The 25,971-nt window shown below is 60.1% G+C and carries 15 protein-coding genes; 8 read left to right on the forward strand and 7 right to left on the reverse strand.

The genetic code is table 11. The features are described from left to right. Window positions 1-95: 95 nt before the first annotated feature. From ABH909_RS16560 to ABH909_RS16575, 4 genes are all read left to right on the forward strand, one after another. Window positions 96-3,203 (forward strand): efflux RND transporter permease subunit, encoded by a 3,108-nt coding sequence (locus ABH909_RS16560; RefSeq protein ID WP_429435035.1) that lies wholly within the window; start codon window positions 96-98, stop codon window positions 3,201-3,203. Then, entirely contained in the window at window positions 3,200-4,693 is a 1,494-nt protein-coding gene (locus ABH909_RS16565; RefSeq protein WP_429435038.1) for an efflux transporter outer membrane subunit, read from the forward strand. The genes ABH909_RS16560 and ABH909_RS16565 overlap by 4 nt, the downstream gene beginning before the upstream one ends. A gap of 370 nt (window positions 4,694-5,063) precedes the next feature. Next, window positions 5,064-7,145: a putative bifunctional diguanylate cyclase/phosphodiesterase gene (locus ABH909_RS16570; protein WP_429435041.1), complete on the forward strand. Its 2,082-nt coding sequence runs from the start codon at window positions 5,064-5,066 to the stop codon at window positions 7,143-7,145. A 284-nt stretch (window positions 7,146-7,429) separates the two neighbouring features. Then, window positions 7,430-8,176: an SDR family oxidoreductase gene (locus tag ABH909_RS16575; protein ID WP_095631465.1), complete on the forward strand. Its 747-nt coding sequence runs from the start codon at window positions 7,430-7,432 to the stop codon at window positions 8,174-8,176. A 98-nt stretch (window positions 8,177-8,274) separates the two neighbouring features. On the opposite strand, the gene mapR is transcribed toward ABH909_RS16575, so the two are convergent. From mapR to ABH909_RS16590, 3 genes are all read right to left on the reverse strand, one after another. Next, window positions 8,275-9,684 (reverse strand): GntR family transcriptional regulator MpaR, encoded by a 1,410-nt coding sequence (gene mapR / locus ABH909_RS16580; protein WP_048397653.1) that lies wholly within the window; start codon window positions 9,682-9,684, stop codon window positions 8,275-8,277. Window positions 9,685-9,853: 169 nt separating this feature from the next. Beyond that, window positions 9,854-11,284, reverse strand: a complete 1,431-nt coding sequence (gene ccoG, locus ABH909_RS16585) for a cytochrome c oxidase accessory protein CcoG (protein ID WP_429435044.1) — start codon at window positions 11,282-11,284, stop codon at window positions 9,854-9,856. A gap of 195 nt (window positions 11,285-11,479) precedes the next feature. Next, complete coding sequence (locus ABH909_RS16590; protein WP_429435047.1) at window positions 11,480-11,713, reverse strand: DUF3203 family protein; 234 nt, start codon at window positions 11,711-11,713, stop codon at window positions 11,480-11,482. Window positions 11,714-11,843: 130 nt separating this feature from the next. Between ABH909_RS16590 and ABH909_RS16595 the strand changes: the two genes are divergently transcribed. Beyond that, the gene (locus tag ABH909_RS16595) at window positions 11,844-12,344 is read left to right on the forward strand and encodes an MgtC/SapB family protein (protein ID WP_429435050.1); all 501 of its coding nucleotides are present in this window, start codon (window positions 11,844-11,846) and stop codon (window positions 12,342-12,344) included. Window positions 12,345-12,465: 121 nt separating this feature from the next. On the opposite strand, the gene ABH909_RS16600 is transcribed toward ABH909_RS16595, so the two are convergent. After that, complete coding sequence (locus tag ABH909_RS16600) at window positions 12,466-12,648, reverse strand: hypothetical protein (protein WP_429435052.1); 183 nt, start codon at window positions 12,646-12,648, stop codon at window positions 12,466-12,468. A 216-nt stretch (window positions 12,649-12,864) separates the two neighbouring features. Here ABH909_RS16600 and ABH909_RS16605 point away from each other — a divergent pair, with 216 nt between their 5' ends. From ABH909_RS16605 to glgB, 3 genes are all read left to right on the forward strand, one after another. Next, on the forward strand, window positions 12,865-14,862 hold the full coding sequence (locus ABH909_RS16605; protein ID WP_429435054.1) for an alpha-1,4-glucan--maltose-1-phosphate maltosyltransferase: 1,998 nt from the start codon (window positions 12,865-12,867) through the stop codon (window positions 14,860-14,862). Window positions 14,863-15,080: 218 nt separating this feature from the next. Beyond that, window positions 15,081-18,422: a maltose alpha-D-glucosyltransferase gene (treS, locus tag ABH909_RS16610; RefSeq protein WP_429435057.1), complete on the forward strand. Its 3,342-nt coding sequence runs from the start codon at window positions 15,081-15,083 to the stop codon at window positions 18,420-18,422. A 2-nt stretch (window positions 18,423-18,424) separates the two neighbouring features. Continuing rightward, window positions 18,425-20,653 carry a 1,4-alpha-glucan branching protein GlgB gene (glgB, locus tag ABH909_RS16615; RefSeq protein ID WP_429435060.1) on the forward strand — a complete coding sequence of 743 codons (2,229 nt, stop codon included), beginning with the start codon at window positions 18,425-18,427 and terminating at the stop codon, window positions 20,651-20,653. A 131-nt stretch (window positions 20,654-20,784) separates the two neighbouring features. Here glgB and ABH909_RS16620 read toward each other — a convergent pair whose 3' ends face one another. From ABH909_RS16620 to ABH909_RS16630, 3 genes are all read right to left on the reverse strand, one after another. After that, window positions 20,785-21,852 (reverse strand): autotransporter domain-containing protein, encoded by a 1,068-nt coding sequence (locus ABH909_RS16620; RefSeq protein ID WP_429435062.1) that lies wholly within the window; start codon window positions 21,850-21,852, stop codon window positions 20,785-20,787. A gap of 322 nt (window positions 21,853-22,174) precedes the next feature. Beyond that, a complete protein-coding gene (locus ABH909_RS16625; RefSeq protein ID WP_429435064.1) occupies window positions 22,175-24,724 on the reverse strand; it encodes an autotransporter outer membrane beta-barrel domain-containing protein in 2,550 nt (849 codons plus the stop codon). Window positions 24,725-25,010: 286 nt separating this feature from the next. Beyond that, window positions 25,011-25,811, reverse strand: coding sequence for an endonuclease/exonuclease/phosphatase family protein (locus tag ABH909_RS16630; RefSeq protein WP_429435067.1), 801 nt, complete (start codon window positions 25,809-25,811; stop codon window positions 25,011-25,013). Window positions 25,812-25,971 lie beyond the last annotated feature (160 nt).

Consider the following 25,971-nt stretch of genomic DNA (forward strand, 5'->3'; position numbering starts at 1 on the left):
GCTACAAGCTTCAAGCTTCAAGCTGCAAGAGAACATCGGGGACGACGCACGGCTTTAACTTGCAGCTTGCAGCTTGCAGCTAGTGGTTGCCACCTATGAATCTATCAGGTCCTTTCATCAAACGTCCCGTGGCAACCATGCTGCTTTCCCTGGCGATCATGCTGCTGGGCGGCGTGAGCTTCGGCCTGTTGCCGGTATCGCCGCTGCCGCAGATGGATTTCCCGGTGATTGTGGTTCAGGCCAGTTTGCCCGGCGCAAGCCCGGAGGTCATGGCCTCGACTGTGGCCACGCCACTGGAGCGTTCTTTCGGCGCGATTGCCGGTGTCAACACCATGAGCAGTCGTTCCAGCCAGGGTTCGACGCGGGTGATTCTGCAATTCGACCTGGACCGCGACATCAACGGCGCGGCGCGGGAAGTGCAGGCGGCGATCAACGCTTCGCGCAACTTGCTGCCCAGCGGGATGCGCAGCATGCCGACCTACAAGAAGGTCAACCCGTCCCAGGCGCCTATCATGGTGTTGTCGCTGACCTCGGATGTGCTGGAAAAAGGCCAGCTCTATGATTTGGCCTCGACCATTCTGTCCCAGAGCCTGTCCCAGGTGCAGGGCGTGGGGGAAGTGCAGATCGGCGGCAGTTCGTTGCCGGCGGTGCGCATCGAACTCGAACCCCAGGCACTGAACCAATACGGCGTGGCCCTGGACGATGTGCGCAACACCATCGCCAACGCCAACGTGCGCCGGCCCAAGGGCTCGGTCGAAGACGGCCAGCGGCTGTGGCAGGTGCAGGCCAACGATCAGCTGGAAAAGGCCAAGGATTACGAGTCGCTGATCATCCACTACGCGGACGGCGCGGCCCTACGCCTGAAGGATGTGGCCAAGGTCAGCGACGGTGTCGAAGACCGCTACAACAGCGGCTTCTTCAATGACGACTCGGCGGTGTTGCTGGTGATCAACCGCCAGGCCGGCGCCAACATCATCGAGACGGTCAGCGAGATCAAGGCTCAGTTGCCAGCGTTGCAAGCGGTGCTGCCGGCCAGCGTCAAGCTGAACCTGGCGATGGACCGTTCCCCGGTGATCAAGGCCACCCTGCATGAAGCGGAAATGACCCTGCTGATTGCCGTGGCGCTGGTGATTCTGGTGGTGTTTCTGTTCCTCGGTAACTTGCGTGCCTCGCTGATTCCGACCCTGGCGGTGCCGGTGTCGCTGGTGGGCACGTTTGCGGTGATGTACCTCTACGGGTTCTCCCTGAACAACCTGTCGCTGATGGCACTGATCCTGGCCACCGGGCTGGTGGTGGACGATGCTATCGTGGTGCTGGAGAACATTTCCCGGCACATCGACAAGGGCGTGCCGCCCATGAAGGCGGCCTACCTCGGGGCCCGGGAAGTCGGCTTCACGCTGCTGTCGATGAACGTCTCGCTGGTGGCGGTGTTCCTGTCGATCCTGTTCATGGGCGGGATCGTCGAAAGCCTGTTCCGCGAGTTTTCCATCACCCTGGCGGCGGCCATTGTGGTGTCGTTGCTGGTGTCACTGACGCTGACGCCGATGCTCTGCGCGCGCTGGCTCAAGCCGCACACGCCGGGGCAGGAAAACCGCCTGCAACGCTGGAGCCAGCGGACCAACGAGTGGATGGTCGGCAAATACGCCACCAGTCTTGACTGGGTATTGCGTCACCGTCGGCTGACCTTGCTCAGTCTGATCGTGACGATTGGCGTGAACATCGCGCTGTATATCGTTGTTCCTAAAACATTCTTGCCTCAACAGGACACCGGCCAGTTGATCGGTTTCGTGCGTGGCGATGACGGGCTGTCGTTCAGCGTGATGCAGCCGAAGATGGAAATCTTCCGTCGCGCCGTGCTCAAGGATGAGGCGGTGGAAAGCGTCGCCGGGTTCATCGGTGGCAGCAACGGCATCAACAACGCCTTCATGCTGGTGCGCCTCAAGCCGATCAAGGAACGCAACCTGTCCGCGCAAAAAGTCATCGAGCGCCTGCGCAAGGAAATGCCCAAGGTGGCCGGTGCGCAATTGATGCTGATGGCGGATCAGGACCTGCAATTCGGCGGCGGCCGTGAGCAGACCTCCTCGCAATATTCCTACATCCTGCAAAGCGGCGATCTCGGCGCGTTACGCGAGTGGTATCCGAAAGTCGTCACGGCCCTCAAGGCGCTGCCGGAATTGACGGCAATTGATGCACGCGAAGGGCGTGGCGCCCAGCAAGTGACCCTGATCGTCGATCGCGATCAGGCCAAGCGTCTGGGCGTGGACATGGACATGGTCACTTCGGTGTTGAACAACGCCTACAGCCAGCGGCAGATTTCGACGATCTACGACAGCCTCAACCAGTATCAAGTGGTGATGGAGGTCAATCCGAAATACGCTCAGGATCCGATCACCCTCAACCAGGTCAAAGTGATCACTGCTGACGGTGCGCGGATTCCGTTGTCGACCATCGCGCATTATGAAAACAGCCTGGAAGACGACCGGGTCAGTCACGAAGGCCAGTTCGCCTCCGAAAGCATTGCTTTCGACATGGCCGAAGGCGTGACGGTGGAGCAGGGCTCGGCGGCCATTGAGCGGGCGATTGCCAAGGTCGGTTTGCCGGAAGACGTCATCGCGAAAATGGCCGGTACCGCCAATGCGTTTGCCGCGACCCAGAAAAGCCAGCCGTGGATGATTCTCGGCGCGCTGGTGGCGGTGTATCTGGTGCTGGGCGTGCTTTATGAAAGCTACATTCACCCGCTGACCATTCTCTCGACGTTACCGTCGGCCGGGGTTGGGGCGTTGCTGTCGATCTATGTGCTCGGTGGTGAGTTCAGTCTGATTTCCTTGCTCGGGCTGTTCCTGCTGATCGGCGTGGTGAAGAAAAACGCGATTCTGATGATCGACCTGGCGCTGCAACTGGAACGGCACCAGGGTCTGGAGCCGCTGGAGTCGATCCGCAGCGCTTGCCTGCAACGGCTTCGACCGATTCTGATGACCACTCTGGCGGCAATCCTCGGCGCCTTACCGTTATTGCTGAGCCGGGCCGAGGGGGCGGAAATGCGTCAGCCACTGGGCCTGACCATCATCGGCGGGCTGGTCTTCAGCCAGGTGCTGACCCTTTACACCACCCCGGTGGTTTACCTCTATCTCGACAATCTTCGCCATCGGTTCAACCGCTGGCGTGGAGTGCGTACCGATGCTGCTCTGGAAACTCCGCTATGACTGACCGTTCGCTTATCAACCTGGCTGCACCGCCGATCACGGCGCTGTTCACGGCGCAGCGCTCGCGTTTGCTGGGCCTGTCGCTGTGCGTGGCGATGCTCAGTGCCTGCGCCATCGGCCCGGATTACCAGCGCCCGCAAGCCGCCGCGCCAGCACAGTACAAGGAAGCGGCTGGCTGGCGTCAGGCCAATCCCAGCGATTCTCTGACCCGTGGTGCCTGGTGGGAGCTGTATGGCGATCAGCAGCTCAACGGCCTGATCGAAAAGCTCAACAGCGCCAACCAGACCGTCGCCCAGTCCGAAGCCCAGTACCGCCAGGCCCAGGCCTTGGTGCGCAGCGCCCGGGGGGCGTTTTTCCCGACGGTGGACCTGACCGTCGGGAAAACCCGTTCCAGCCAGGGCACCGGTAGCAGCAGTTCGAGCCTGAGCAGTTCCTCCAGCGGTATTCGCGACACCTACACCGCGCAGGCCGGGGTCAGCTGGGAAGCGGACGTCTGGGGCAAATTGCGCCGAGGCCTGGAAGCCGACACCGCCAACGCCGAGGCGAGTTTTGCCGACCTGGCGGCGATGCGCCTGAGCCAGCAATCGGAGCTGGTGCAAAACTACCTGCAACTGCGGGTGATCGACCAACAGAAGCGCCTGCTGGAAGCGACGGTCGAGGCTTATCAGCGCTCGCTGACCATGACCGAAAACCAGTACCGCGCTGGCGTCTCCGGCAAGGACGCTGTGGCGCAGGCCACCACGCAGCTCAAAAGCACTCAGGCAGAGATGGTCGACCTGATCTGGCAGCGCGCGCAGTTCGAGAACGCCATCGCTGTACTGATTGGTCTGCCACCGGCCGAGTTCAGGCTGGCTGAAACCCAAGACATCCCGGCATTGCCGCAGGTGCCGCTGAGCCTGCCGTCGCAGTTGCTGGAACGCCGCCCGGACATCGCCTCCGCCGAACGCTCGGTGATGGCCGCCAACGCCAATATCGGCGTGGCCAAAGCCGCCTACTACCCGGATTTGACCCTGAGCCTGAACGGCGGCTATAGCAGCAGCACCTCTAACAACTGGATCAGCGTGCCGAACCGCTTCTGGTCGGTTGGCCCGCAACTGGCCATGACCCTGTTCGACGGAGGGCAGCGCTCGGCGGAAGTCGATCGCAGCGAAGCGGCCTATGACGAAACCGTCGCCAAGTACCGCCAGACCGTGCTCGACGGCTTCCGTGAAGTGGAAAACTATCTGGTGCAGCTCAAGGTGCTGGAAGACGAAGCCAAGGTGCGTCAGGAAGCTCTGGAAGCGGCGCGCGAATCCTTGCGTTTGACCCGCAATCAGTACCGGGCCGGGCTGATTGCCTATCTGGATGTGGTGGTGGTTCAGGCCACGGCGTTGAGCAACGAGCGCAACGTGCTGAGCTTGCTGCAAAGCCGCTTGATCGCCAGCGTGCAATTGATCGCCGCGCTGGGCGGCGGGTGGGACGGGCAGCTTCAGGTGAGCGACAAGCAATAACACAACCCCTGTGGTGAGGGGGCTTGCTGTGATGAGGGCTGTTGTGGCGAGCGCTTTTGTGGTGAAGGCTGTTGTGGCGAGGGAGCTTGCTCCCGCTGGACGGCGAAGCCGTCCCAAAAGTGCTGACGCGTACGTTCAGACAAAACGCATCATCCGGTTTGCGACTGCTGCGCAGCCGAGCGGGAGCAAGCTCCCTCGCCACAATGATTTGTTGGCCATCGAGTCGTGAGCAACGACCACATAAACGCTTCATCACCTTGATGGCCTTCTGATGACTTTGTGAGTGCGTTCGTTCGCGGAATCAGTACAATCGCCGACTTTGCTCCCCGAGAATGAACGCAGCACGGCGGGGGCGGTCGCGAGAAGTCCCATGCTCATTGGTAGTTATTCCCTTACGCTGGTTTTCATATCGCTTTGTGTGGCGATACTTGCCTCTTATACCGCGCTCGACCTCACCGGTCGCATCGCCACGGCCACAGGCCGGGCGGTGCATCTGTGGACGGCGGGCGGCGCTTTTGCAATGGGGGTTGGCGTGTGGTCGATGCATTTCATCGGCATGCTCGCCTTCACATTGCCGATCGACCTGGGTTATGACGTTTCCCTGACGGCGCTGTCGCTATTGATCGCGGTTCTATCCTGCGGTTTTGCCTTGTGGCTGGTGAGCCAGCCACAACTGCCGGCCTGGCAACTGGCGTTCGGTGCGCTGGTGATGGGCGCTGGCATCAGCGCGATGCATTACACCGGCATGGCCGCAATGCGCATGCAGCCGGGTATCGATTACGACCCTGCACTGTTTAGCGCCTCATTGCTGATCGCCGTCGTCGCGTCGGGCGCGGCATTGTGGATCGCTTTCCGCCTGCGTCGGCACGCGCCTTATGTTCGCCTGATCCGTGGCGGTGCAGCGGTGATCATGGGCATCGCTATCGTCGGTATGCACTACACCGGCATGGCTGCGGCACGTTTTGCCGACGGCAGTTTCTGTGGCGCGGCGGCCGATGGCCTGAACGGCGAGGGCCTGGATAACCTGATTCTGATCACCACCCTTGCCGTATTGAGCATCGCCTTGCTGACTTCGATCCTCGATGCACGCCTGGAGGCTCGCACCGCGGACCTGGCCCACTCGCTGACCGAGGCCAATCGTGAACTCACCCAATTGGCGCTGCACGACACCCTGACCGGGCTGCCAAACCGCGTATTGCTGGCCGACCGTATCGATCAGGCGATGTCGAGGGTGCAGGAACAGGGTGGCTGTTTTGCATTGATGTTCATCGACCTGGATGGCTTCAAACCGGTCAACGATGCTTTTGGGCACCACATGGGCGATCAGTTGCTGCGTGAGGTCGGCCTGCGCTTGCGTGAAGATTTGCGTAGCCCGGACACCCTGGCGCGGATCGGCGGCGATGAATTTGTGTTGCTGGTGCAACTCGCCGAGCCGAATGACGCGCTGAACCTGGCGGCGCGCCAGGTGGGGCTGATCGCGCGCTCGTTCCGGGTTGCGGAACATGACTTGCAGATTTCCGCCAGCGTCGGCATCGCGCTCTATCCGGGCAACGGTCAGACCGCCGAGGAGTTGCTGATGAACGCCGACGCGGCGATGTACCACGCCAAGGGCGCCGGAAAAAACGGCCACAGCTTCTTCGACGCCTCTATGAACAGCAACGCGCGCAAACAGCTGCAATTACTTCAGGACTTGCGCAATGCTCTGGATCAGCAGCAGTTCAGCCTCTATTACCAGCCCAAGTTCGACGCCGGCCATGGCCGACCGGTGGGTGCCGAGGCGTTGCTGCGCTGGGAGCACCCGACCCAGGGCATGCTGCAGCCGGACAGCTTCATCGATCTTGCGGAGAAGACCGGGCTGATCATTCCGATTGGCGAGTGGGTGCTCAATGAAGCCTGCCGTCAGATGCGCGTGTGGTACGTGCTCGGTTACACCGACTGGCGCATCGCGGTGAACCTCTCGGCCTTGCAGTTCTGCCATGCCGGGTTGGTCCAGAGCGTCGCCAAGGCCCTGGCCACTCATCATCTTCCGGCCAACAGCCTGACCCTGGAAATCACCGAAACCACCGCCATGAGCGATGCCGATGCGAGCATGACGGTGCTGCAGGAACTCTCGGAGATGGGCGTCGACCTGTCTATCGATGACTTTGGCACCGGCTATTCGAGCTTGATGTACCTCAAGCGCCTGCCGGCCAATGAATTGAAGATCGACCGGGGTTTCGTCCGCGATCTGGAACACGACAGCGACGACGCAGCCATCGTCTCGGCCATCGTCGCCCTCGGCCAGGCCTTGGGCTTGCGGATTGTCGCTGAAGGGGTGGAAACCGGTGTCCAGCAAGACTTCCTGACCCAGTTGGGCTGCGACTCGTTGCAGGGTTACCTGCTGGGGCATCCGCTGCCGGCCGATCGCTTCATGGCCGATATTCACCGTGGGGAGCGATTGGCGGCTGGCTGAAATCGGGCAGCTTATTGGGGGCAGACCTGTGGCGAGGGAGCTTGCTCCCGCTCGGCTGCGAAGCAGTCGCAAAACCAGTCGGCCTGATAGGTCTGAAAAAATGAGGGGCCGCTGCGCGCCCCAGCGGGAGCAAGCTCCCTCGCCACAGAAGCATCTTCAGCCACAGGAAAGGTTCACTTCAGATCGCCATCAGTGCAGCCATTGACGCAGGTTCATGCAAAACCCGCCGATGGCGGTTATTCTTGGCGCCGACTGCATACGCTTGAAACGGGGGAAATGCCAGCATGGACAAAGTCATCGTCATCACCGGCGGCAGCCGTGGAATCGGCGCCGCCACGGCCCTGTTGGCCGCAGAGCAGGGCTATCGGATCTGTATCAACTATCAGTCCGACGAACAGGCGGCGCACGCTGTGCTGGAGCAAGTGCGCGCACTCGGCGCCCAAGCCATTGCGGTGCGCGCCGATGTCAGCATCGAAGACGAAGTGATCGGCCTGTTCCACCGCGTAGACACCGAACTCGGTCGGGTCACGGCGCTGGTGAACAACGCCGGCACTGTCGGGCAAAAGTCGCGGATCGACGAAATGTCCGAATTCCGTATTCTGAAAATCCTCAAGACCAACGTCCTGGCGCCGATCCTCTGCGCCAAACACGCGATCTTGCGCATGTCACCCAAACATGGTGGGCAGGGCGGCAGCATCGTCAACGTGTCGTCGGTCGCTGCCCGCTTGGGCGCCCCCAGCGAATATGTCGACTACGCCGCGTCCAAAGGCGCGCTGGACACCTTCACCATCGGTCTGTCCAAGGAAGTGGCGGGCGAGGGTATTCGCGTCAACGCTGTGCGCCCTGGCTACATCTACACCGACTTCCATGCGTTGAGCGGCGATCCGGACCGGGTCAGCAAGCTGGAGTCGGCAATCCCGATGGCCCGGGGCGGGCGGCCGGATGAAGTGGCGGAGGCGATTGTGTGGTTGTTGTCGGATAAGGCTTCTTATGCGACCGGGACGTTCGTTGACCTTGGTGGTGGGCGGTAAGAGTCAGGAGCAAGATCAAAAGATCGCAGCCTTCGGCAGCTCCTACAGGTGTACGCTAATTCCCTGTAGGAGCTGCCGAAGGCTGCGATCTTTTGATTTTAGAAGGATCTGACAATCCGACCCAACGTCTCCATCGCCTTCTCCGAATCCTCAGTCCAAGGGCTGCCATAGTTCAGCCGAATACAATTCCTGAACCGCTGGGTCGGTGAAAAGATCGGCCCCGGCGCGATGCTGATCCCTTGCGCCAACGCCATCTGAAACAACTTCAACGAATCCATCTGCGGCGGCAGCTCCAGCCACAAAAAGTACCCTCCCGCCGGCTGACTGACGCGCGTCTGGGCCGGGAAGTAGCGGGCGATGGCGGCGAGCATGGCGCTTTGCTGTTCTTCCAGGGCATAGCGCAGTTTGCGCAGGTGCCGGTCGTAGCCGCCGTGTTGCAGGTAGTCGGCGATGGCGGCCTGGGCGGGCATCGAGGCGCAGAGTGAGGTCATCAGTTTCAGGCGCTCGATTTTCTGCGCATAACGCCCGGCCGCGACCCAGCCGATCCGGTAACCGGGGGCCAGGCTCTTGGCGAACGAACCGCAGTGCATCACCAGACCCTCAGTATCGAAAGCCTTGGCCGGTTTTGGCGCCTGTTGCCCGTAATAAAGCTCGGCATAGACGTCGTCCTCGATCAGCGGCACCTGGTGACTGCGCAACAACTCCACCAGCTCCTGCTTCTTCGCCTCGGGCATGGTCGCGCCCATCGGATTCTGGAAACTGGTCATGCACCAGCAAGCCTTGATCGGATGTCGTTCCAGGGTCTGGGCCAGCACACCAAGGTCAATGCCATCGCGCGGGTGCACCGGAATTTCCACTGCTTTGAGCTTCAGCCGTTCCAGCACTTGCAGGCTGGCGTAGAAAGCCGGGGCTTCAATGGCCACCAGATCGCCGGGTTCGGTGACCGCTTGCAGGCACAGGTTCAGGGCTTCGAGGGCGCCATTGGTAATCAGCAACTCTTCCATGGGCAACATCAGCCCACCGACCATGTAGCGCAGGGCGATTTGCCGACGCAGTTGCGGGTTGCCCGGCGACATGTCGGTGACCACCATGCGCGGGTCCATCTCCCGGGCGGCGCTGGCCAGCGAGCGGGACAACCGCTGCAGCGGGAACAGCGTGGGGCTGGGGAAGGCCGAGCCGAAGGGTACGGTGTTCGGGTCCTTGATCGAGTCCAGCACCGAGAACACCAGTTCGCTGACGTCGACTTCGGTGGACTCGTTGACCTGGCTGCTGATCACCGGCTCCGAAAACGGGCTCGGTGCATGCGCATTGACGAAGTAGCCGGAGCGCGGCCGGGCGCGGATCAGGCCACGGCGCTCAAGCAGGTAATAGGCCTGGAACACGGTGGACGGGCTGACCCCGTAAGTCTGGCTGGCGTAGCGCACCGATGGCACCCGCTGGCCGGGACCGAGGACGCCGGAGCGGATCAGTTCAGCGATGTCGTCGGCGAATTTTTCGTAGCGTTTCATCGAGTGCCTGGTTTGAAGTTGTTCAGTTGATTCGCTGTTGTGGCGAGGGAGCTTGCTCCCGCTGGGGTGCGAAGCGCCCCCAAAAATTTACGACTGCTACGCAGCCGAGCGGGAGCAAGCTCCCTCGCCACAGGGGACAGCATCTGACAAAGGACTGCATCTTAATGGCTCAACGGTTCATCGGCGCAACAAACCGGCTCTTCGCCACGCTGTAGATGTCCGGCTCATCACTGTCGACAATCTTGAAACTGATCGTCTGCGAACTGCTGCTGGGCCGTTCCGTGGTCATCGCCACCGACACCGGCACATCCACAATCTCGCCCGGTGCCAGGCTCAGTTCGGTCTTGCCTTGCAGCTGGAAGCCGTCGCCATCGACCAGCGTCAGTCGATAATCCTGACGTTGCTGGGTCTTGTTGATGACTTTCAAGCTGTAGATGTTTTCGACCTGGCCTTCACTGTTCTCGCGGAACAGGCCACGGTCCTTGCTCACGTCCAGCGACACCATCGGCCGTTCCACCAGCGCCAGGACGAGGGCGCCGATCATCACCAGCAACACCGCGCTGTAGCCGATCAGCCGCGGCCGCAGCAGATGGGTCTTGCCGCCCTGCAGTTCATGCTCCGAGGTGTAGCTGATCAGCCCACGGGCGTAGCCCATTTTGTCCATGATCGAATCACAGGCGTCGATGCATGCGGCGCAACCGATGCATTCCATTTGTAAGCCATCGCGAATGTCGATGCCGGTCGGGCACACCTGCACGCACAATTGGCAATCGATGCAATCACCCAGTCCGACCTCGGCAGGTTTCACCTCACGTTTACGCGGGCCACGGTTTTCGCCGCGGGCTACGTCGTAGGAAATGGTCAGGGTGTCCTTGTCGAACATCACGCTCTGAAACCGCGCATATGGGCACATGTGCATGCACACCGCTTCGCGCAGCCAACCGGCATTGATGTAAGTGGCGCCGGTAAAAAACAACACCCAAAACAGGCTGACCCCGCCGATTTGCAAGGTCAGCAGTTCTTCGGCCAGCGGACGGATCGGCGTGAAGTAGCCGACAAAGGTCAGGCCGGTGAGCAGGCTGATCGCCAGCCACAGGGTGTGTTTGGCCGTACGGCGGATCAGTTTGTTCAGGCCCCATGGTGCGGCTTGCAGTTTGATTCGCTGGTTGCGCTCGCCCTCGGTGAGCTTCTCGCACCACATGAAGATCCAGGTCCAGGAACTCTGTGGGCAGGTGTAGCCGCACCAGACCCGGCCGGCGAACACGGTGATCGCAAACAGGCCGAACGCAGCAATGATCAGCAGCGCCGAAAGCAGGATGAAATCCTGTGGCCAGAAGGTCGCGCCGAAGATGTGGAATTTACTTTCAGAAAGGTCCCAGAGCACTGCCTGGCGGCCACCCCAGTTCAGCCACACCGTACCGAAGAACAGCAGAAACAGAACCCCCGCGCCACTGATGCGCAGGGTGCGGAACACACCCGTGAAACTGCGGGTATGGATCAGGTTATCGCTGGATTTGGCCTTTATCGTTGGACGCAAAGGCTCATTGCTTTTTATGAATGCGGCAGGTTCAACGGTTCGAACGGGGATTCTATCGCTCATGGTCTTTCGCTCATCAGCCTCCATCAGGCCGGAGCACTATGACCAGCGATCTGTTTGCATAACAGACTCAGCTAAAGCAATAAAAAGCGGATCAGATGGGTTGTACGCACTTGCCTGCGACAACTTGATGCACCCGCAATGGTTGGCCGCAAACACCTATGCCCGTTGTTTGCAGCGTGTGTTGATGCGGGTCAGTCAAATCACCGAATCACTGTCCGTGGCCTTCAGATGCCGGCGCTCATCCACCGCGCCTGCTACGGTTAATGCATCGGCTTCTGCTTCGGTGATGTAGATGCGCTGGCCGTTGAGATCGACCGCCGACATGGATTTTTCCCCGTCGGTGATGATAGTCACGTCGGGGCAAAGACGGATTTCTTCGCCGCTTGGGGTGATGAAGAAGCAGGTCTGGTTTTCGATGCGCACGGTCATGGAGGCGTCCTTTTTTCGGCGGAGTCTGAAGTGTTAGGACGCATCCGCCGGTCATCGTTCGGTGCAACCGATTAATGGTGGGTGCGGTCCATCCTCTATCGAGTCATGAAATCTTCACAAGGACTGCGCCATGGACGCTTGGTGGCACGAGGTTTGGGAGACACTGCAAGCGGAGTTCACCGACATTGGCGATGCTTCGCAATTGACGCGCATTACCGTGCGCTTGCTGATGGCCGCCTTGCTGGGCGGCATTCTCGGTTTCGAACGTGAGCAAAAGGGCAAGGCCGCCGGGGTTCGCACCCATATGCTGGTGGCGCTTGGCGCGGCATTGTTTGTGCTGGTGCCGCAGATGTCAGGATCCCAGGCCGACGCCATGAGCCGGGTGGTGCAGGGCGTGATCGCCGGCATCGGTTTTCTCGGCGCCGGGACTATCCTGAAAAACAATGATGGCGATGAGGGCCATGTCAAAGGCCTGACCACCGCCGCCGGTTTGTGGATGACCGCGGCCATTGGCGTTTCGGCCGGAATGGGCCGCGAGGCGACGGCGGTGCTCAGTACGTTGCTGGCGTTGGTGATTCTCGGTGTGATGCCGATCGTGGTGCGCCAGCTCGAGAAGGATCGCCCCCCGTAGGAGCTGCCGAAGGCTGCGATCTTTTGATTTTGATGTTTCTTGGAGATTGCCGAAGATCAAGATCAAAGGATCGCAGCCTTCGGCAGCTCCTACATTGAACCCTCATGCGTCGGGGGAGTGTTTACGGCTTCACGATCTCCGGCGGCTGGGTGCTCGGTGGCTCTTCGCGCGGTGGCGGGTTGGTGCCCGGCGGTTCCTGTTCAGGGACGGGGGCGGGCTCGGTCGGCGGTGTTGGCTGTGTCGGTGGCACCGTTGGCTCATCGAGGTTCGGATCGGGTGTTTCAGGCGGGGTGGGAATGCTCATCGATGCAGTCTCCAGTGGCAGGTGGCGTGAGTCGTGCTTAAGTTGGTTGACCCGTAAACAGTGAGTTTGATTCCCCGAAAGACTTGGCAAATCCCTCTGAACTTTTACCGCCGCCTGCTGTTCGGAACTTAAGTGAGTTCATGCCGTGGCAGATCGCTTCGTGTGAACGACGACCAGGCACAAGAGCGTCCTTGGGGCGTTAAGGAGAGATGCTCGATGACCGCTGAGAAACCCACAGAGTTGAGCTACAACCCGCATATACCGCTGTCGCAGGCGTTACTGCTACCGCGGATCGTGATTGAAAACACCATGCCGATCCTCGATGGCGGGCAATTCGCCGTTAAAGCCGTGATTGATCAGGACGTGGTGGTGACCAGCAAAGTGTTTGCCGACGGCCATGACAAACTGGCCGTGCGCATCCGCTGGCGTGCCGACGGCGATGAAACCTGGCAGAGTGAGGTGATGGCCGAGCTGGGCAATAACGGCTGGCAGGGCCAGTTTCGTGTCAACAAGCAGGGGCGTTATGTGTTCTGCCTCGAAGCCTGGATCGATCAGTTCGCCAGCTTCTGTTATGAGCTGAAAAAAAAGCACGACGCCGGCGTCTCGGTCAGCCTGGAATTGCAGGAAGGGCGCAATCACGTCCAGCAGGCCGCTGAACGCTCTGAAGGCTCGCTCAGTGAACAACTGGCGACGTTGCACCATGAACTGTGCGGTCTGCTCGAAACCGAGCAGGTCGCCTTGTTTCTGCACCAACGCAGCGCGGATTTGATGGCCCAGGCCGATCATCGTCCCTTCCTGAGCCTGAGCCCGGAATACCCGGTGGACGTGGAGCGAGAGCTGGCTCAGTTCGCTAGCTGGTATGAATTGTTTCCGCGCTCGATCACCGATGACCCGGCCCGTCATGGCACCTTCAACGACGTGCATTCGCGGCTGCCGATGATCCAGGACATGGGCTTCGACGTGCTGTATTTCACGCCGATCCACCCGATCGGCCGCAGCTACCGCAAAGGCCCGAACAATTCGTTGATCGCCGGCCCGGACGACCCGGGCAGCCCGTACGCCATTGGCAGCGAAGAAGGCGGGCATGAGGCGATTCACTCGGAGCTGGGCACTCGCGAAGATTTTCGCCGGCTCGTCGCGGCGGCATCCCGGCATGGGCTGGAAATCGCCCTCGATTTTGCGATTCAGTGTTCCCAGGACCACCCATGGCTCAAACAGCACCCGGGCTGGTTCAACTGGCGGCCGGACGGCACGATCAAATACGCCGAGAACCCACCGAAGAAATACCAGGACATCGTCAACGTCGACTTCTATGCCGTGGACGCGATTCCCAGCCTGTGGATCGAGCTGCGTGACATTGTGGTGGGTTGGGTCGAGGAGGGCGTGAAGCTGTTTCGCGTCGACAACCCTCACACCAAGCCGTTGCCGTTCTGGCAATGGATGATTGCCGATGTGCGGGCGCTGTACCCGGAGGTGATTTTCCTGGCCGAAGCCTTTACGACGCCGGCGATGATGGCGCGTCTGGGCAAAGTCGGTTACTCCCAGAGCTACACCTATTTCACCTGGCGCAATACCAAGCACGAGCTGGCGACCTATTTCACCGAACTCAATGAATCGCCGTGGCGTGAATGCTACCGGCCGAATTTCTTCGTCAATACGCCGGACATCAACCCGACGTTCCTGCATGAATCCGGGCGCGCCGGTTTTCTGATTCGCGCCGCGCTGGCAACCATGGGCTCCGGCCTGTGGGGCATGTATTCGGGTTTTGAGTTGTGTGAAGCGGCGCCGGTACCGGGCCGGGAGGAATACCTCAATTCCGAGAAGTACGAAATCCGCCCCCGGGACTTCAACGCGCCGGGCAACATCATCGCCGAAATCGCCCAGCTCAACCGCATCCGCCGGCAGAACCCGGCGCTGCACACGCACTTGGGCCTGAAGGTCTACAACGCCTGGAACGACAACATTCTGTACTTCGGCAAACGCAGCGTCGACGGCAGCAATTTCATTCTGGTGGCGGTCAGCCTCGATCCGCATCACGCCCAGGAGGCGAATTTCGAATTGCCGCTGTGGGAAATGGGCCTGCCCGATGACGCCGTCACCCAGGGCGAAGACTTGATGAATGGCCACCGCTGGACCTGGCACGGCAAGTACCAGTTCATGCGAATCGAACCGTGGCATTTGCCGTTCGGGATTTGGAGGATCAGCACTTCTTAAATGCGCCATGCATCCCTGTGACGACACTATTTTGCTGGCGAATAGATGACCCCGTAGGAGCTGCCGAAGGCTGCGATCTTTTGATTTTTGGTGCAGCGCAAATGGCAGAAGATCAAAAGATCGCAGCCTTCGGCAGCTCCTACAGAAGAGCACCAGGCTTGAGATATGTGTAGATACGCATAGGTGGTGCGCTCTATTGAATTCAACAGGAGTTACAAATGGCGAAGAAACCCAGGTCAGCCACCTTTATCAAGGACCCGCTCTGGTACAAGGATGCGGTGATCTACCAGGTTCACGTTAAGTCTTTTTTCGACTCCAACAACGACGGGATCGGCGACTTTTCCGGCCTTATCGCCAAGCTCGATTACATCGCCGATCTGGGTGTCAATACCATTTGGTTGTTACCGTTCTATCCCTCGCCACGTCGCGACGATGGCTATGACATTGCCGAATACCGTGGTGTACACCCAGACTACGGCACCCTCGCCGATGCCAAACGCTTCATTGCCGAGGCCCATAAACGCGGGCTGCGGGTGATTACCGAACTGGTCATCAACCACACTTCGGACCAGCACGCCTGGTTCCAGCGCGCGCGCAAGGCCAAGCCCGGTTCGGCGGCCCGCGACTTCTATGTCTGGTCCGATAACGATCAGAAATACGACGGCACCCGCATCATTTTTCTCGACACCGAAAAGTCCAACTGGACCTGGGACCCGGTCGCCGGTCAGTACTTCTGGCACCGTTTCTATTCTCACCAGCCAGACCTGAACTTCGACAACCCGCAAGTGATGAAAGCGGTGCTGTCGGTGATGCGTTACTGGCTCGACATGGGTATCGACGGCCTGCGGCTGGACGCGATCCCGTACCTGATCGAGCGCGACGGCACCAACAACGAAAACCTGCCCGAGACCCACGACGTCCTCAAGCAGATCCGTGCTGAAATCGACGCCAATTACCCCGATCGCATGCTGCTGGCCGAAGCCAATCAGTGGCCGGAAGACACTCAGCTGTACTTTGGCAACACCTCTGTCGACGGCCAGAACGGCGACGAATGCCACATGGCCTTTCACTTCCCGTTGATGCCGCGCATGTACATGGCGCTGGCCCAGGAAGATCGTTTCCCGATCACCGACATTCTGCGTCAGACCCCGGAAATTCCCGCCAACTGCCAGTGGGCTATTTTCCTGCGCAACCACGATGAGCTGACCCTGGAAATGGTCACCGATCGGGAACGCGATTACCTGTGGAATTACTACGCCGCCGACCGCCGGGCGCGAATCAACCTGGGGATTCGTCGGCGTCTGGCGCCGTTGATGGAACGTGATCGTCGCCGCGTGGAATTGCTCAACAGTTTGCTGCTGTCGATGCCTGGCACGCCGACCCTGTATTACGGCGATGAAATCGGCATGGGCGACAACATCTACCTCGGCGATCGCGACGGTGTACGCACGCCGATGCAATGGTCGATCGACCGTAACGGCGGTTTCTCCCGCGCCGACCCGGCCAGTCTGGTGTTGCCGCCGATCATGGACCCGCTCTACGGCTACCTGTCGGTCAACGTCGAAACCCAGGCCGGCGACCCTCATTCGTTGTTGAACTGGAACCGGCGTTTGCTCGCGGTGCGCAAGCAGTCCAAGGCCTTCGGGCGCGGGACGCTGAAGATGCTCTCGCCGAGTAATCGACGGATTCTGGCGTATACCCGCGAATACACCGGCCCGGACGGCAAGCACGAGATCATTCTGTGCGTGGCCAACGTATCCCGCAGCGCGCAAGCGGCGGAGCTGGACCTGTCGGCTTATGTCGGCATGGTTCCGGTGGAGATGCTCGGTGGCAATGCGTTCCCGCCTATCGGCCAGTTGAATTTCCTGCTGACGCTGGCGCCTTACGGTTTCTATTGGTTCGGCCTGGCGGCGGAAAACCAAATGCCGAGCTGGCACGTGGAGCCGGCACAAAGTTTGCCGGACTTCACCACCCTTGTGCTGAAGAAACGCATGGAAGAGCTGCTCGAAGCGCCATCCCGACAAATCCTGCAACAGAGCATTCTGCCGAGCTGGTTGCAGAATCGCCGCTGGTTCGCCGGTAAGGACGGCGTCATCGACAGCGTCAACCTGGCGTATGGCGTGCGTTTTGGCGATCCGCAGCATCCGGTGCTGCTGGGGGAAATCGACGTCACCAGCGGCGGACAGACCAGCCGCTATCAGTTGCCATTCGGTTTTATCTCCGAGGAGCAGGTCGGCGCGGCGTTGCCGCAGCAATTGGCGCTGGCCCGGGTCCGGCGTGGGCGTCAAGTCGGTTTGATCACCGACGCCTTCAGCCTCGACAGCTTCGTCCATGCGGTATTGCAGAGCATGCAGGCCGGCACGGTATTGTCATCCGACGGTGGCGAGATCCGCTTCGAGCCGACCGACGCACTGACCAGGCTTGGCCTGACCGCCGAGTCGGAGGTGCGCTATCTGTCCGCCGAGCAATCCAACAGTTCGGTGGTGATCGGCAGCAGCCTGGTGCTCAAGCTGATCCGCAAGGTCGCGCCAGGGGTGCACCCGGAACTGGAAATGAGTGCGTACCTGACCCATGCCGGTTTCCAGAATATTTCGCCGCTGCTGGGCGCGGTGACCCGTCGCAATGCGGCAGGCGAGGACACGCTGCTGATGATCGCCCAAGGTTATTTGAGCAATCAGGGCGACGCATGGGAATGGACCCAGAACAACCTCGAACGGGCGCTTCGCGACGAACTCGCCGATGCCGTGTCGGAACAGGAGCAGCATTACAACGCGCTCGGCGAGCTGAAGGATTTTGCCGGCATGCTCGGCCAGCGTCTGGGGGAAATGCATCAGGTGTTGGCGGCCCCAAGCGCCAACCCGGACTTCGCGCCACAGATCACCACCCAGAAAGACGCCCTGGCCTCGGCCAAGGACGTGGCGGCGCAGCTGGAACATGCCCTGAAGTTGCTCAAGCAGCATCAAACTGAGCTGAGCGCCGCCGATCAGGCATTGGTCAGTCGCCTGCTGGACAACAAAAAAACCATTCTCAGCCATGTTCAGGAATTGGGCAAGAAAGCGGCCGGTGGCCTGCGCATTCGCGTCCATGGCGACTTGCACCTGGGGCAGGTGCTGGTGATCAAGGGCGATGCCTACCTGATCGATTTCGAGGGTGAACCGGCGCGGCCACTGCATGAACGCCGAGGCAAACACAGCCCCTATAAAGATGTCAGCGGCGTGTTGCGCTCCTTCGATTACGCCGCGGCGATGACGATCAACGTGCATAACGTCGATAACACCGCCGAGGCCCAGGCCGCGCGGCAACGGGTTGCCGATCGTTATCTCAGAGAAGCGCGGCAAGCATTTGTCGACGCTTATCGGCTGGCGGCAGCTAGTCTTGCTCATGCATGGCAAGATCCTGAAGGCGAGGACGCCGCGCTGGCGTTGTTCGGTCTGGAGAAGGCGGCTTATGAAGTGGCCTATGAGGCTGAAAATCGACCCACTTGGCTGCCCGTGCCGTTGCACGGTCTGTACGGTTTATTGAGTGGGCTCAAACCCTTTTCCGATCTTGGTGGAGAGTAGTCATGAGTATCTCGAACAAGGAACAGGGGCACGTTGAACAGGCGCTGCCCAGGGCGCGGGATATCGATGCGTTGGTACGCGCCGAGCACCAAGACCCCTTTGCAATTCTCGGCCCGCATAGCGATGGCGCTGGCGGGCAATTCATTCGCGCCTATCTGCCGGATGCCTTAAGCGTGCAAGTGGTGGACAAGGAATCCGGGGAAGAGCTCGGCAGCCTTGAGGCCACGCAAACCCCAGGGCTGTTCGTCGGGCACTTCGAACAGGCTCGGCCCTATTTGTTGCGAACCCGTTGGGCGGGTGGCGAGCAACTCGCCGAGGACCCTTACAGCTTCGGTCCGTTACTCGGCGAGATGGATTTGTACCTGTTCGCCGAGGGCAATCACCGGGACTTGAGCAGTTGCCTCGGCGCGCAGCTGAAGACGGTCGATGGTGTAGAGGGGGTGCGCTTCGCCGTGTGGGCACCGAATGCCAGAAGGGTTTCGGTGGTTGGCGATTTCAACGTCTGGGACGGCCGTCGGCATCCGATGCGTCTGCGTCATCCTTCCGGGGTCTGGGAGTTGTTCATTCCGCGCCTGCAAGCGGGGGAAGCCTACAAATACGAAATCCTCGGCGCCCACGGCATTCTGCCGCTCAAGGCCGACCCGATGGCCCTAGCCACCGCTTTGCCACCGGATACCGCATCGAAAGTCGCCTCGCCGCTGAGAATCGACTGGAAGGACCACGACTGGATGCAGTCGCGGGGCGAGCGTCAGCGAACCAGCGCACCGTTATCGATCTATGAATTGCACGCCGGTTCCTGGCAATGCGAGCTGGATGACCTGGGCGAGGTCGCCCGTCAGTACACCTGGCCCGAGTTGGCCGAGCGGCTGATTCCTTATGTGAAGGAGCTGGGTTTCACCCACATCGAACTGATGCCGATCATGGAGCATCCATTCGGTGGCTCCTGGGGTTATCAATTGCTGTCGCAATTCGCCCCGAGTGCCCGTTACGGCACGCCGGATGAGTTCGCCGCGTTCGTCAATGCCTGTCACCAGGCCGAGATCGGTGTGATCCTCGATTGGGTGCCGGCGCATTTCCCCACCGATACCCACGGCCTGGCGCAGTTCGACGGCACGGCGTTGTATGAGTACGGCAATCCGCAGGAAGGTTTCCACCAGGACTGGGACACGCTGATCTACAACCTGGGCCGCACCGAAGTGCACGGCTACATGCTGGCGTCGGCGCTGCACTGGCTCAAGCATTTCCACGTCGATGGCCTGCGCGTGGACGCAGTGGCGTCGATGCTGTATCGCGATTACTCGCGCAAGGCCGGCGAGTGGGTGCCCAACCGTCACGGCGGTCGGGAGAATCTGGAGGCCATCGATTTTCTGCGTCATCTCAATGACGTGGTGGCTCTGGAAACGCCGGGCGCGCTGGTGATTGCCGAAGAATCCACGGCGTGGCCGGGCGTCAGCCAGAGCACGCAACAGGGTGGGTTGGGTTTTGCCTATAAGTGGAACATGGGCTGGATGCACGATTCGCTGCATTATATCCAGCAGGATCCGGTGTACCGCGCCCATCATCACAACGAGCTGAGTTTCGGCTTGATGTATGCCTGGTCCGAACGCTTCATCCTGCCGATTTCTCACGATGAAGTGGTGCATGGCAAGCATTCGCTGATTGACAAGATGCCCGGCGATCGCTGGCAGAAGTTTGCCAACCTGCGGGCTTATCTGAGCTTCATGTGGACGCATCCGGGCAAGAAACTGTTATTCATGGGCTGCGAGTTCGGCCAGTGGCGGGAATGGAATCACGATCAGCAACTGGACTGGTATCTGCTGCAATACCCGGAACACCAAGGGGTGCGCAAACTGGTTGGTGACCTGAACCGGTTGTATCGCGAAGAACCGGCGCTGCATGACCAGGACGATGCGCCGCAAGGCTTCCAGTGGTTGATCGGTGACGATGCGACCAACAGCGTCTACGCCTGGCTACGCTGGAGCAAGGACGGGCGGCCAGTGCTGGTGGTGGCCAACTTTACCCCGGTGCCGCGCCAGGCTTATCGCATCGGTGTGCCCTTCGCCGGGCGTTGGGTCGAATTGATCAACAGCGATGCCGACACCTACGCCGGTTCCAATTACGGTAACGGCGGCGGAGTGTTCACCGACGAAGAACCGAGCCATGGCCAGGCGCTCTCACTGGAGTTGAATTTGCCGCCGTTGGGGGTGTTGATTTTGCGGCCGGAGGGTTGATCCAAAATCGCGTCGCTCCTATCGCGAGCAGGCTCGCTCCCACATTGGATTGTCGTCGTACATAAAACCAATGTGGGAGCGAGCCTGCCCGCGATGGCGTCAGAACTGACAACACCTGCCTGCGGTCCCACTCACCACCGCATCCGCACCCCCAAACTACCAATCAACCCGTTCAAATCATTGTCATCCACATCGCTGCTGTAATCGGCGCTGATGTACAGGCTGACCAACGGCGTCACTCTGGCGACCAGCCCCAAACCCACATCCACCGTCGAGGATTTACGGCTGCTGCTGATTTTGTCGACCTGATCCAGGCTCACGGTATTACCGGTGTAAACCGTGTGCCACACGTTGGTGCGCACATAGGGTTCGACCGGCAGGCCGTTAATATCGTAACTGCCTTTCAAGCGGGCACCGACCCGACCGCTCCAGGACGACATGTCGCTGGAGGAGCCGTTGCCGGAGCCGGCGTAGGGCGTATCCAGCATAATGCGTTGATTGATCAACTGCGCCTGGGGTTCGATCACCCAGTTATTACCCAAGCCAATCGGGAAACCACCTTCCACCGACAGCGTCACCGCGCTGCCTTCGGTGGCTTGTCGCGCGCCTTGATCATTGCGGCTGTAGCCGTTGACCCGGCCACCACTGGCACTCAAATCTACGTGCCAGCCTTGTGGGCCGGTCAGGCTCCAGTAGGCGCCGAGACTCTGGCCTTGAAGGTTGAGCGTGTCATGGCCGGGATCGGCGAGGGCGCGACTGGTCAGCAGACCGTTGTCATTGCCCTGGAATTGGGTGGTGCCGCCGATCAGTCCGACCCGCTGGGTATGGCCGCTGTTGCTTTGCACGGTCAACAGCGCCGGGCTTTTGAATTCGCTGGCGCCGGGGATGGAAGAGCCTTGGGCCAGATAGTCGGTTTGGGCTTGCCGTGAGGTCTTTCCATAGACGTGGTCCCAGGCTGAAGGCGCGGCATCTTCCACCGTCAGGCGTGAGCTTTGTAAGTCTTGATTAGCGCGTAAGCGGCCGGGATATGTGGCGGAGTCGGCCGGCAAGGTCAGGGTCGGCAATGCCTGGTTGTACCAGAGGTTTGTTTCGTCCTCGGCAGGCGAGGCCTGCACCTCCATGGATGAGCACAGCAGGAATGAACCTGTGACAGTGCAAAACGTGACTTTGATCTCTTGTGAGGTGAATGAAGTTCTCATGGGGGTCTACCTTGCAATCGCATGTGTATCTCGCTGTGGCGTCTCTCCTACCCCGAATGAGGGGCGACCGAATGGATTGGAGCAAGGTCAGACCCGCCTTTTCTTACAGGAGTCTGGTGGCTTGCCCCTGATGGATTTCCGGGGGTAGTAAGCACTAGCTAAGGAGACCGATGACGCTGCGTCAAGAAAATGGCCGATAAGCGGTATGGCTATTTTATGAGCTAGAAGTGACTGATTTTTGGCGTATATATAAGTAGTTGTTTGTGCGTAAGATCATCAAAAATACCCGTACACCAGCGACTCTTGGAAGCAATCGTTCGTCCTACCAGCTCATGCGCACCCCGATGTTCGCACTCGTTCCGCGTAGCTGATTGCTGTCGATATTGCTGCTGTAGTCAGCGCTGGCATACACGCTGACCGTTGATGCGAGACTCAGTACCACGCCGACGCCCAAATCAGCCGAAGAAGATTTTTGTTGGGTCTCGATCTGATCGGCACCATCGAATGTCACCGTGTCAGTGCCCGAAAACGTGTGCCAAAGATTGGCCCGCACATAAGGTTCGAGCGGCCGGCCACTGATTGCGTAGTGCCCCTTGAGTCGAGCACCGAGGCGACCAGTCCAGGCACCGTCTGAATCGAACGAGATGCGTGAGATGCCATCGTCCTGACTGTCGAGGGATACTTTTTGGTGGATCACTTGCACCTGGGGTTCCATGACCCAGTTGTCCGCCACCACAAGCGGATAACCTGCCTCGGCCGAGAGGGTGAGGGCGTGGCCACGGTTATCGAGTTTCAGTCCGCGTTCGGATCGATTGTCGCCATCCAGCCGGGTGCCCATCACCACAGTGTCGACGTACCAGCCTTGCGAATCAGTCAGCGTCCAGTATAGGCCGTAACTGTCACCTTCCAGCTCCACCTTACCGGCGCGTTTGCCTTCGAAGCCTTGGTTGAAGCCATCGACATCACCCTGCAAGCGGGTATGGCCGACGAAAAAACCGGTGCGCTGAATTTGCCCACCCGACGTTTGCGAGCTGTACAAGTCGTTGCCGACTTGAAAGCCGTTGAGCGATCCGTCGAGCCGCGGCGTCACTGTGCCGGCCCAGGTTTGGTCGAAGTTTTTGCCGTACACACGACCCCATCCAGCGCCAAAGGCACCTGTTTCGTTGAGCAGGCGCTGATCGCCCTGGCGATCGTGGAACGTGCCCAGTGCCAAAAGGGTCATTTGTGCTGCAGCCGGCGGTAATACGGACCAGGTCGGGACTTCCGGTCGGTACAGTGGAACCGGTGCAGCACCGGGTTCGACGGTCGGCAGCGATGGGGTACCGACGGCAGCCACTGGAGCCGCCACCAGCGGCACTAAAATCGGCGGCAAGGCCGGGTCTGGGTTGGGCACGGCCACCAACGGGGCCGCGACGACGGACGAACGCAGGTACCAGTTGTTTTCGCTGCCGGCCGTGACGCCACCCTTGAACAGGTGGTAATCATGGGCGCCTGCGGACACTGGGGACTGCAGGGCAAACGCCCCGTTGTCGCTGCTGGCCGTGCCTTGGGCCTGGACCAACTGAATGCCGTTCTGCCGGGTCAGGGCGCCAAGACCGCCCAGGTTGCTGACGGAAATCGAGGTGGTGCCGGTCAAGGTTCCGTCGATGACCACCAGTTTGTCGCTGGGGGAGGTGTCATCACCGACCTTACTTTGCAAAAACAGCTGGCCGCCATTGCCCGTGTAATTGCCCTGCACCGTCAGGGTGTCATTGGAGCGGGTATTGCCGCTGCTCAGGTCAATGACCCCGGCGTTGTTCAAGGTTGCACGCTGGCCAGCGGTGAATGGCGTGATGCTGCCTTGCGTTGACGTCAGGACGCTGCTGCCGTCGATATTGAACATGCCGGTACCGGTAGCGCTGTCACCCAGCACAAGGTTATCGGTGAGATCGAACTGCGAATGCTTGGTCAGGTTTACCGTTTCCCAATTGGCGTAGCGGCGAGCACCTGCGGTTGTAGTGTGATCGAAGATCAGCACATCGTTGCCGGTGCCACCGTCGAGGCTCGGGGTCTGGGCGAGCGTGCTCGCGCCGAGATTGCGCAAGGTCGCGCTGTCACTGCCGTCTCCCATGAGGATTGCCGAATGGAGGATGCCACCGCCATCCCATACAAAAGTGTCGTTGCCAACGCTGGTGCGGATCTCGCCGACGACTTCGCCACCCGTCACCGTGATGTTGTCGTTGCCACCGCTCACACTGATGTTGCCGCCGATCCTGCCACCAGAGACGATGATGGTGTCGGTGCCAAAGCCGGTGACCAGATTGCCGAGGATCTCCCCATCGGAGAGTTCGAACAGATTGTCATCGAGTTTCATATCGACACGACCGATGGTGCCGCTGGTCATTCTGGCGGTGTCGCCGTCCTCGAAGGCGCCGATGATAGTGCCGCCGCTCATCTGGAAAAAGTCGCGGCTGTCGCCTTGGGCCAGGGCCTGGATGGTGCCGCCGCTCATGGTGAAGTTATCGACGCCATTGCCCTGGCTGACGGCCCCGGTTATCTGTCCGGCGCTGATGTTGAAGGTGTCGGCACCATCACCCTGATTGAGCGTACCGACGATGCGCCCGGAATTCATGTCAACCGTGTCGGTGCCTGCCCCGAACGTCACGTTGCCATTGATCGTTCCGGTACCATTGGCGGGGAAGGTCAGGCTGTTGTTGCCCGTCAGGTCGGCCAGCGACCCGCTGCTGGCGCTGTCACAAACGAAGTTGTCATCGCCAGCGGTGGGGCTGAGCGTACAGGCCGCTTGGGTGGGTTGAGACCCACTTACGCATAACCAGATTGAAACCGCATAGACGCTGTAGCGGTACTTGGGCCGATCGCTGGAAAATTGCATGCTCGTCTCCGCAGGTGGGTCGGCGACTGAGTTGCGACTTGTCAAAAGCGGCAGACATCAGACACCCTCGGCAGCGCGAGTTGCGAGACAACATCGGGAAAACTATCACCCGTAAATCGAGAACTTTCGGCAACGACGGCCACTGTAGATCGCATGTCCATACCGTCATGAGGTACAGACGATAACAATTTAGCAGTCGTATTTTTGCGTCGCTACTGTCAAAAGTAACAGGTTAATCGATTTAGCAACGGGTCATGAACAGTTTTCGATATGACCGGCAAAGAGCTCAGAGGCGTACTTCAACGGCCAACGGCAGATGATCTGACAGGTGGGTCCACGGCTTGTGCCCCAATATCCGTGGTTCATAGCTAATGGCATTACGCAGGTAGATCCGGTCCAGGCGCAACAAGGGAAAACGTGCCGGGTAAGTTTTCGCCGGTCGGCCATGATGGCGTTCGAAGGCTTCATGCAGGTAATGGCGCCGGGCGAGGGCGGCGTTGCCTTGCAACTGCCAGTCGTTGAAATCGCCGGCAATGATCACCGGGGCGTCATCGGGCAACGATTCTAGCAACAGGCAGAGCAACTGCAGCTGCAGTTGTCGATGGCTTTCCAACAGGCTCAGGTGCACGCAAATGGCATGCACTTCCGCGTGCCCCGGTACATCCAGCACACAGTGCAGCAACCCGCGCCGCTCGGGGCCGGTGATCGAGACGTCGAGGTTGCGAAATTCGCGGATCGGGTATTTCGACAGCAAGGCATTGCCGTGATGGCCGTCGGGGTAGACCGCGTTGCGACCGTAAGCGAAATCGCTCCACATGCTGTCGGCCAGGAACTCGTATTGCGAGGTTTGTGGCCAATCGTTGTAACGGGAAGAATGCCGGTCGTGCTCACCGACCACTTCCTGTAGAAACACCAGGTCGGCCGACGTGCTGCGTACCGCTTCACGCAGTTCCGGCAGGATGAAACGCCGGTTGAGGGCGGTGAAGCCTTTATGGGTGTTGACCGTCAGCACCCTGAGTCGATGAACCGTCGCAGGCGTGTCCGGTGGTATTGATTCGACGGCGTGTCGTTCGGCATCGCTGGTCACGTTTACTCCTCTGAATCAGGCTGATGTATGCATGCGACTGGTGCACAGGCGAGCAGTTCAGTTTGAGCGACACCAATCCAATGTGGGGAGCGGGTTACTGTGGCGAGGGAGCTTGCTCCCGTTCGGCTGCGAAGCAGTCGCAAAGCTTTTGGGGCCGCTT

Origin of the sequence: Pseudomonas sp. BS3782 TE3695 (assembly GCF_050435305.1) — a bacterium.
Taxonomy (GTDB): domain Bacteria; phylum Pseudomonadota; class Gammaproteobacteria; order Pseudomonadales; family Pseudomonadaceae; genus Aquipseudomonas.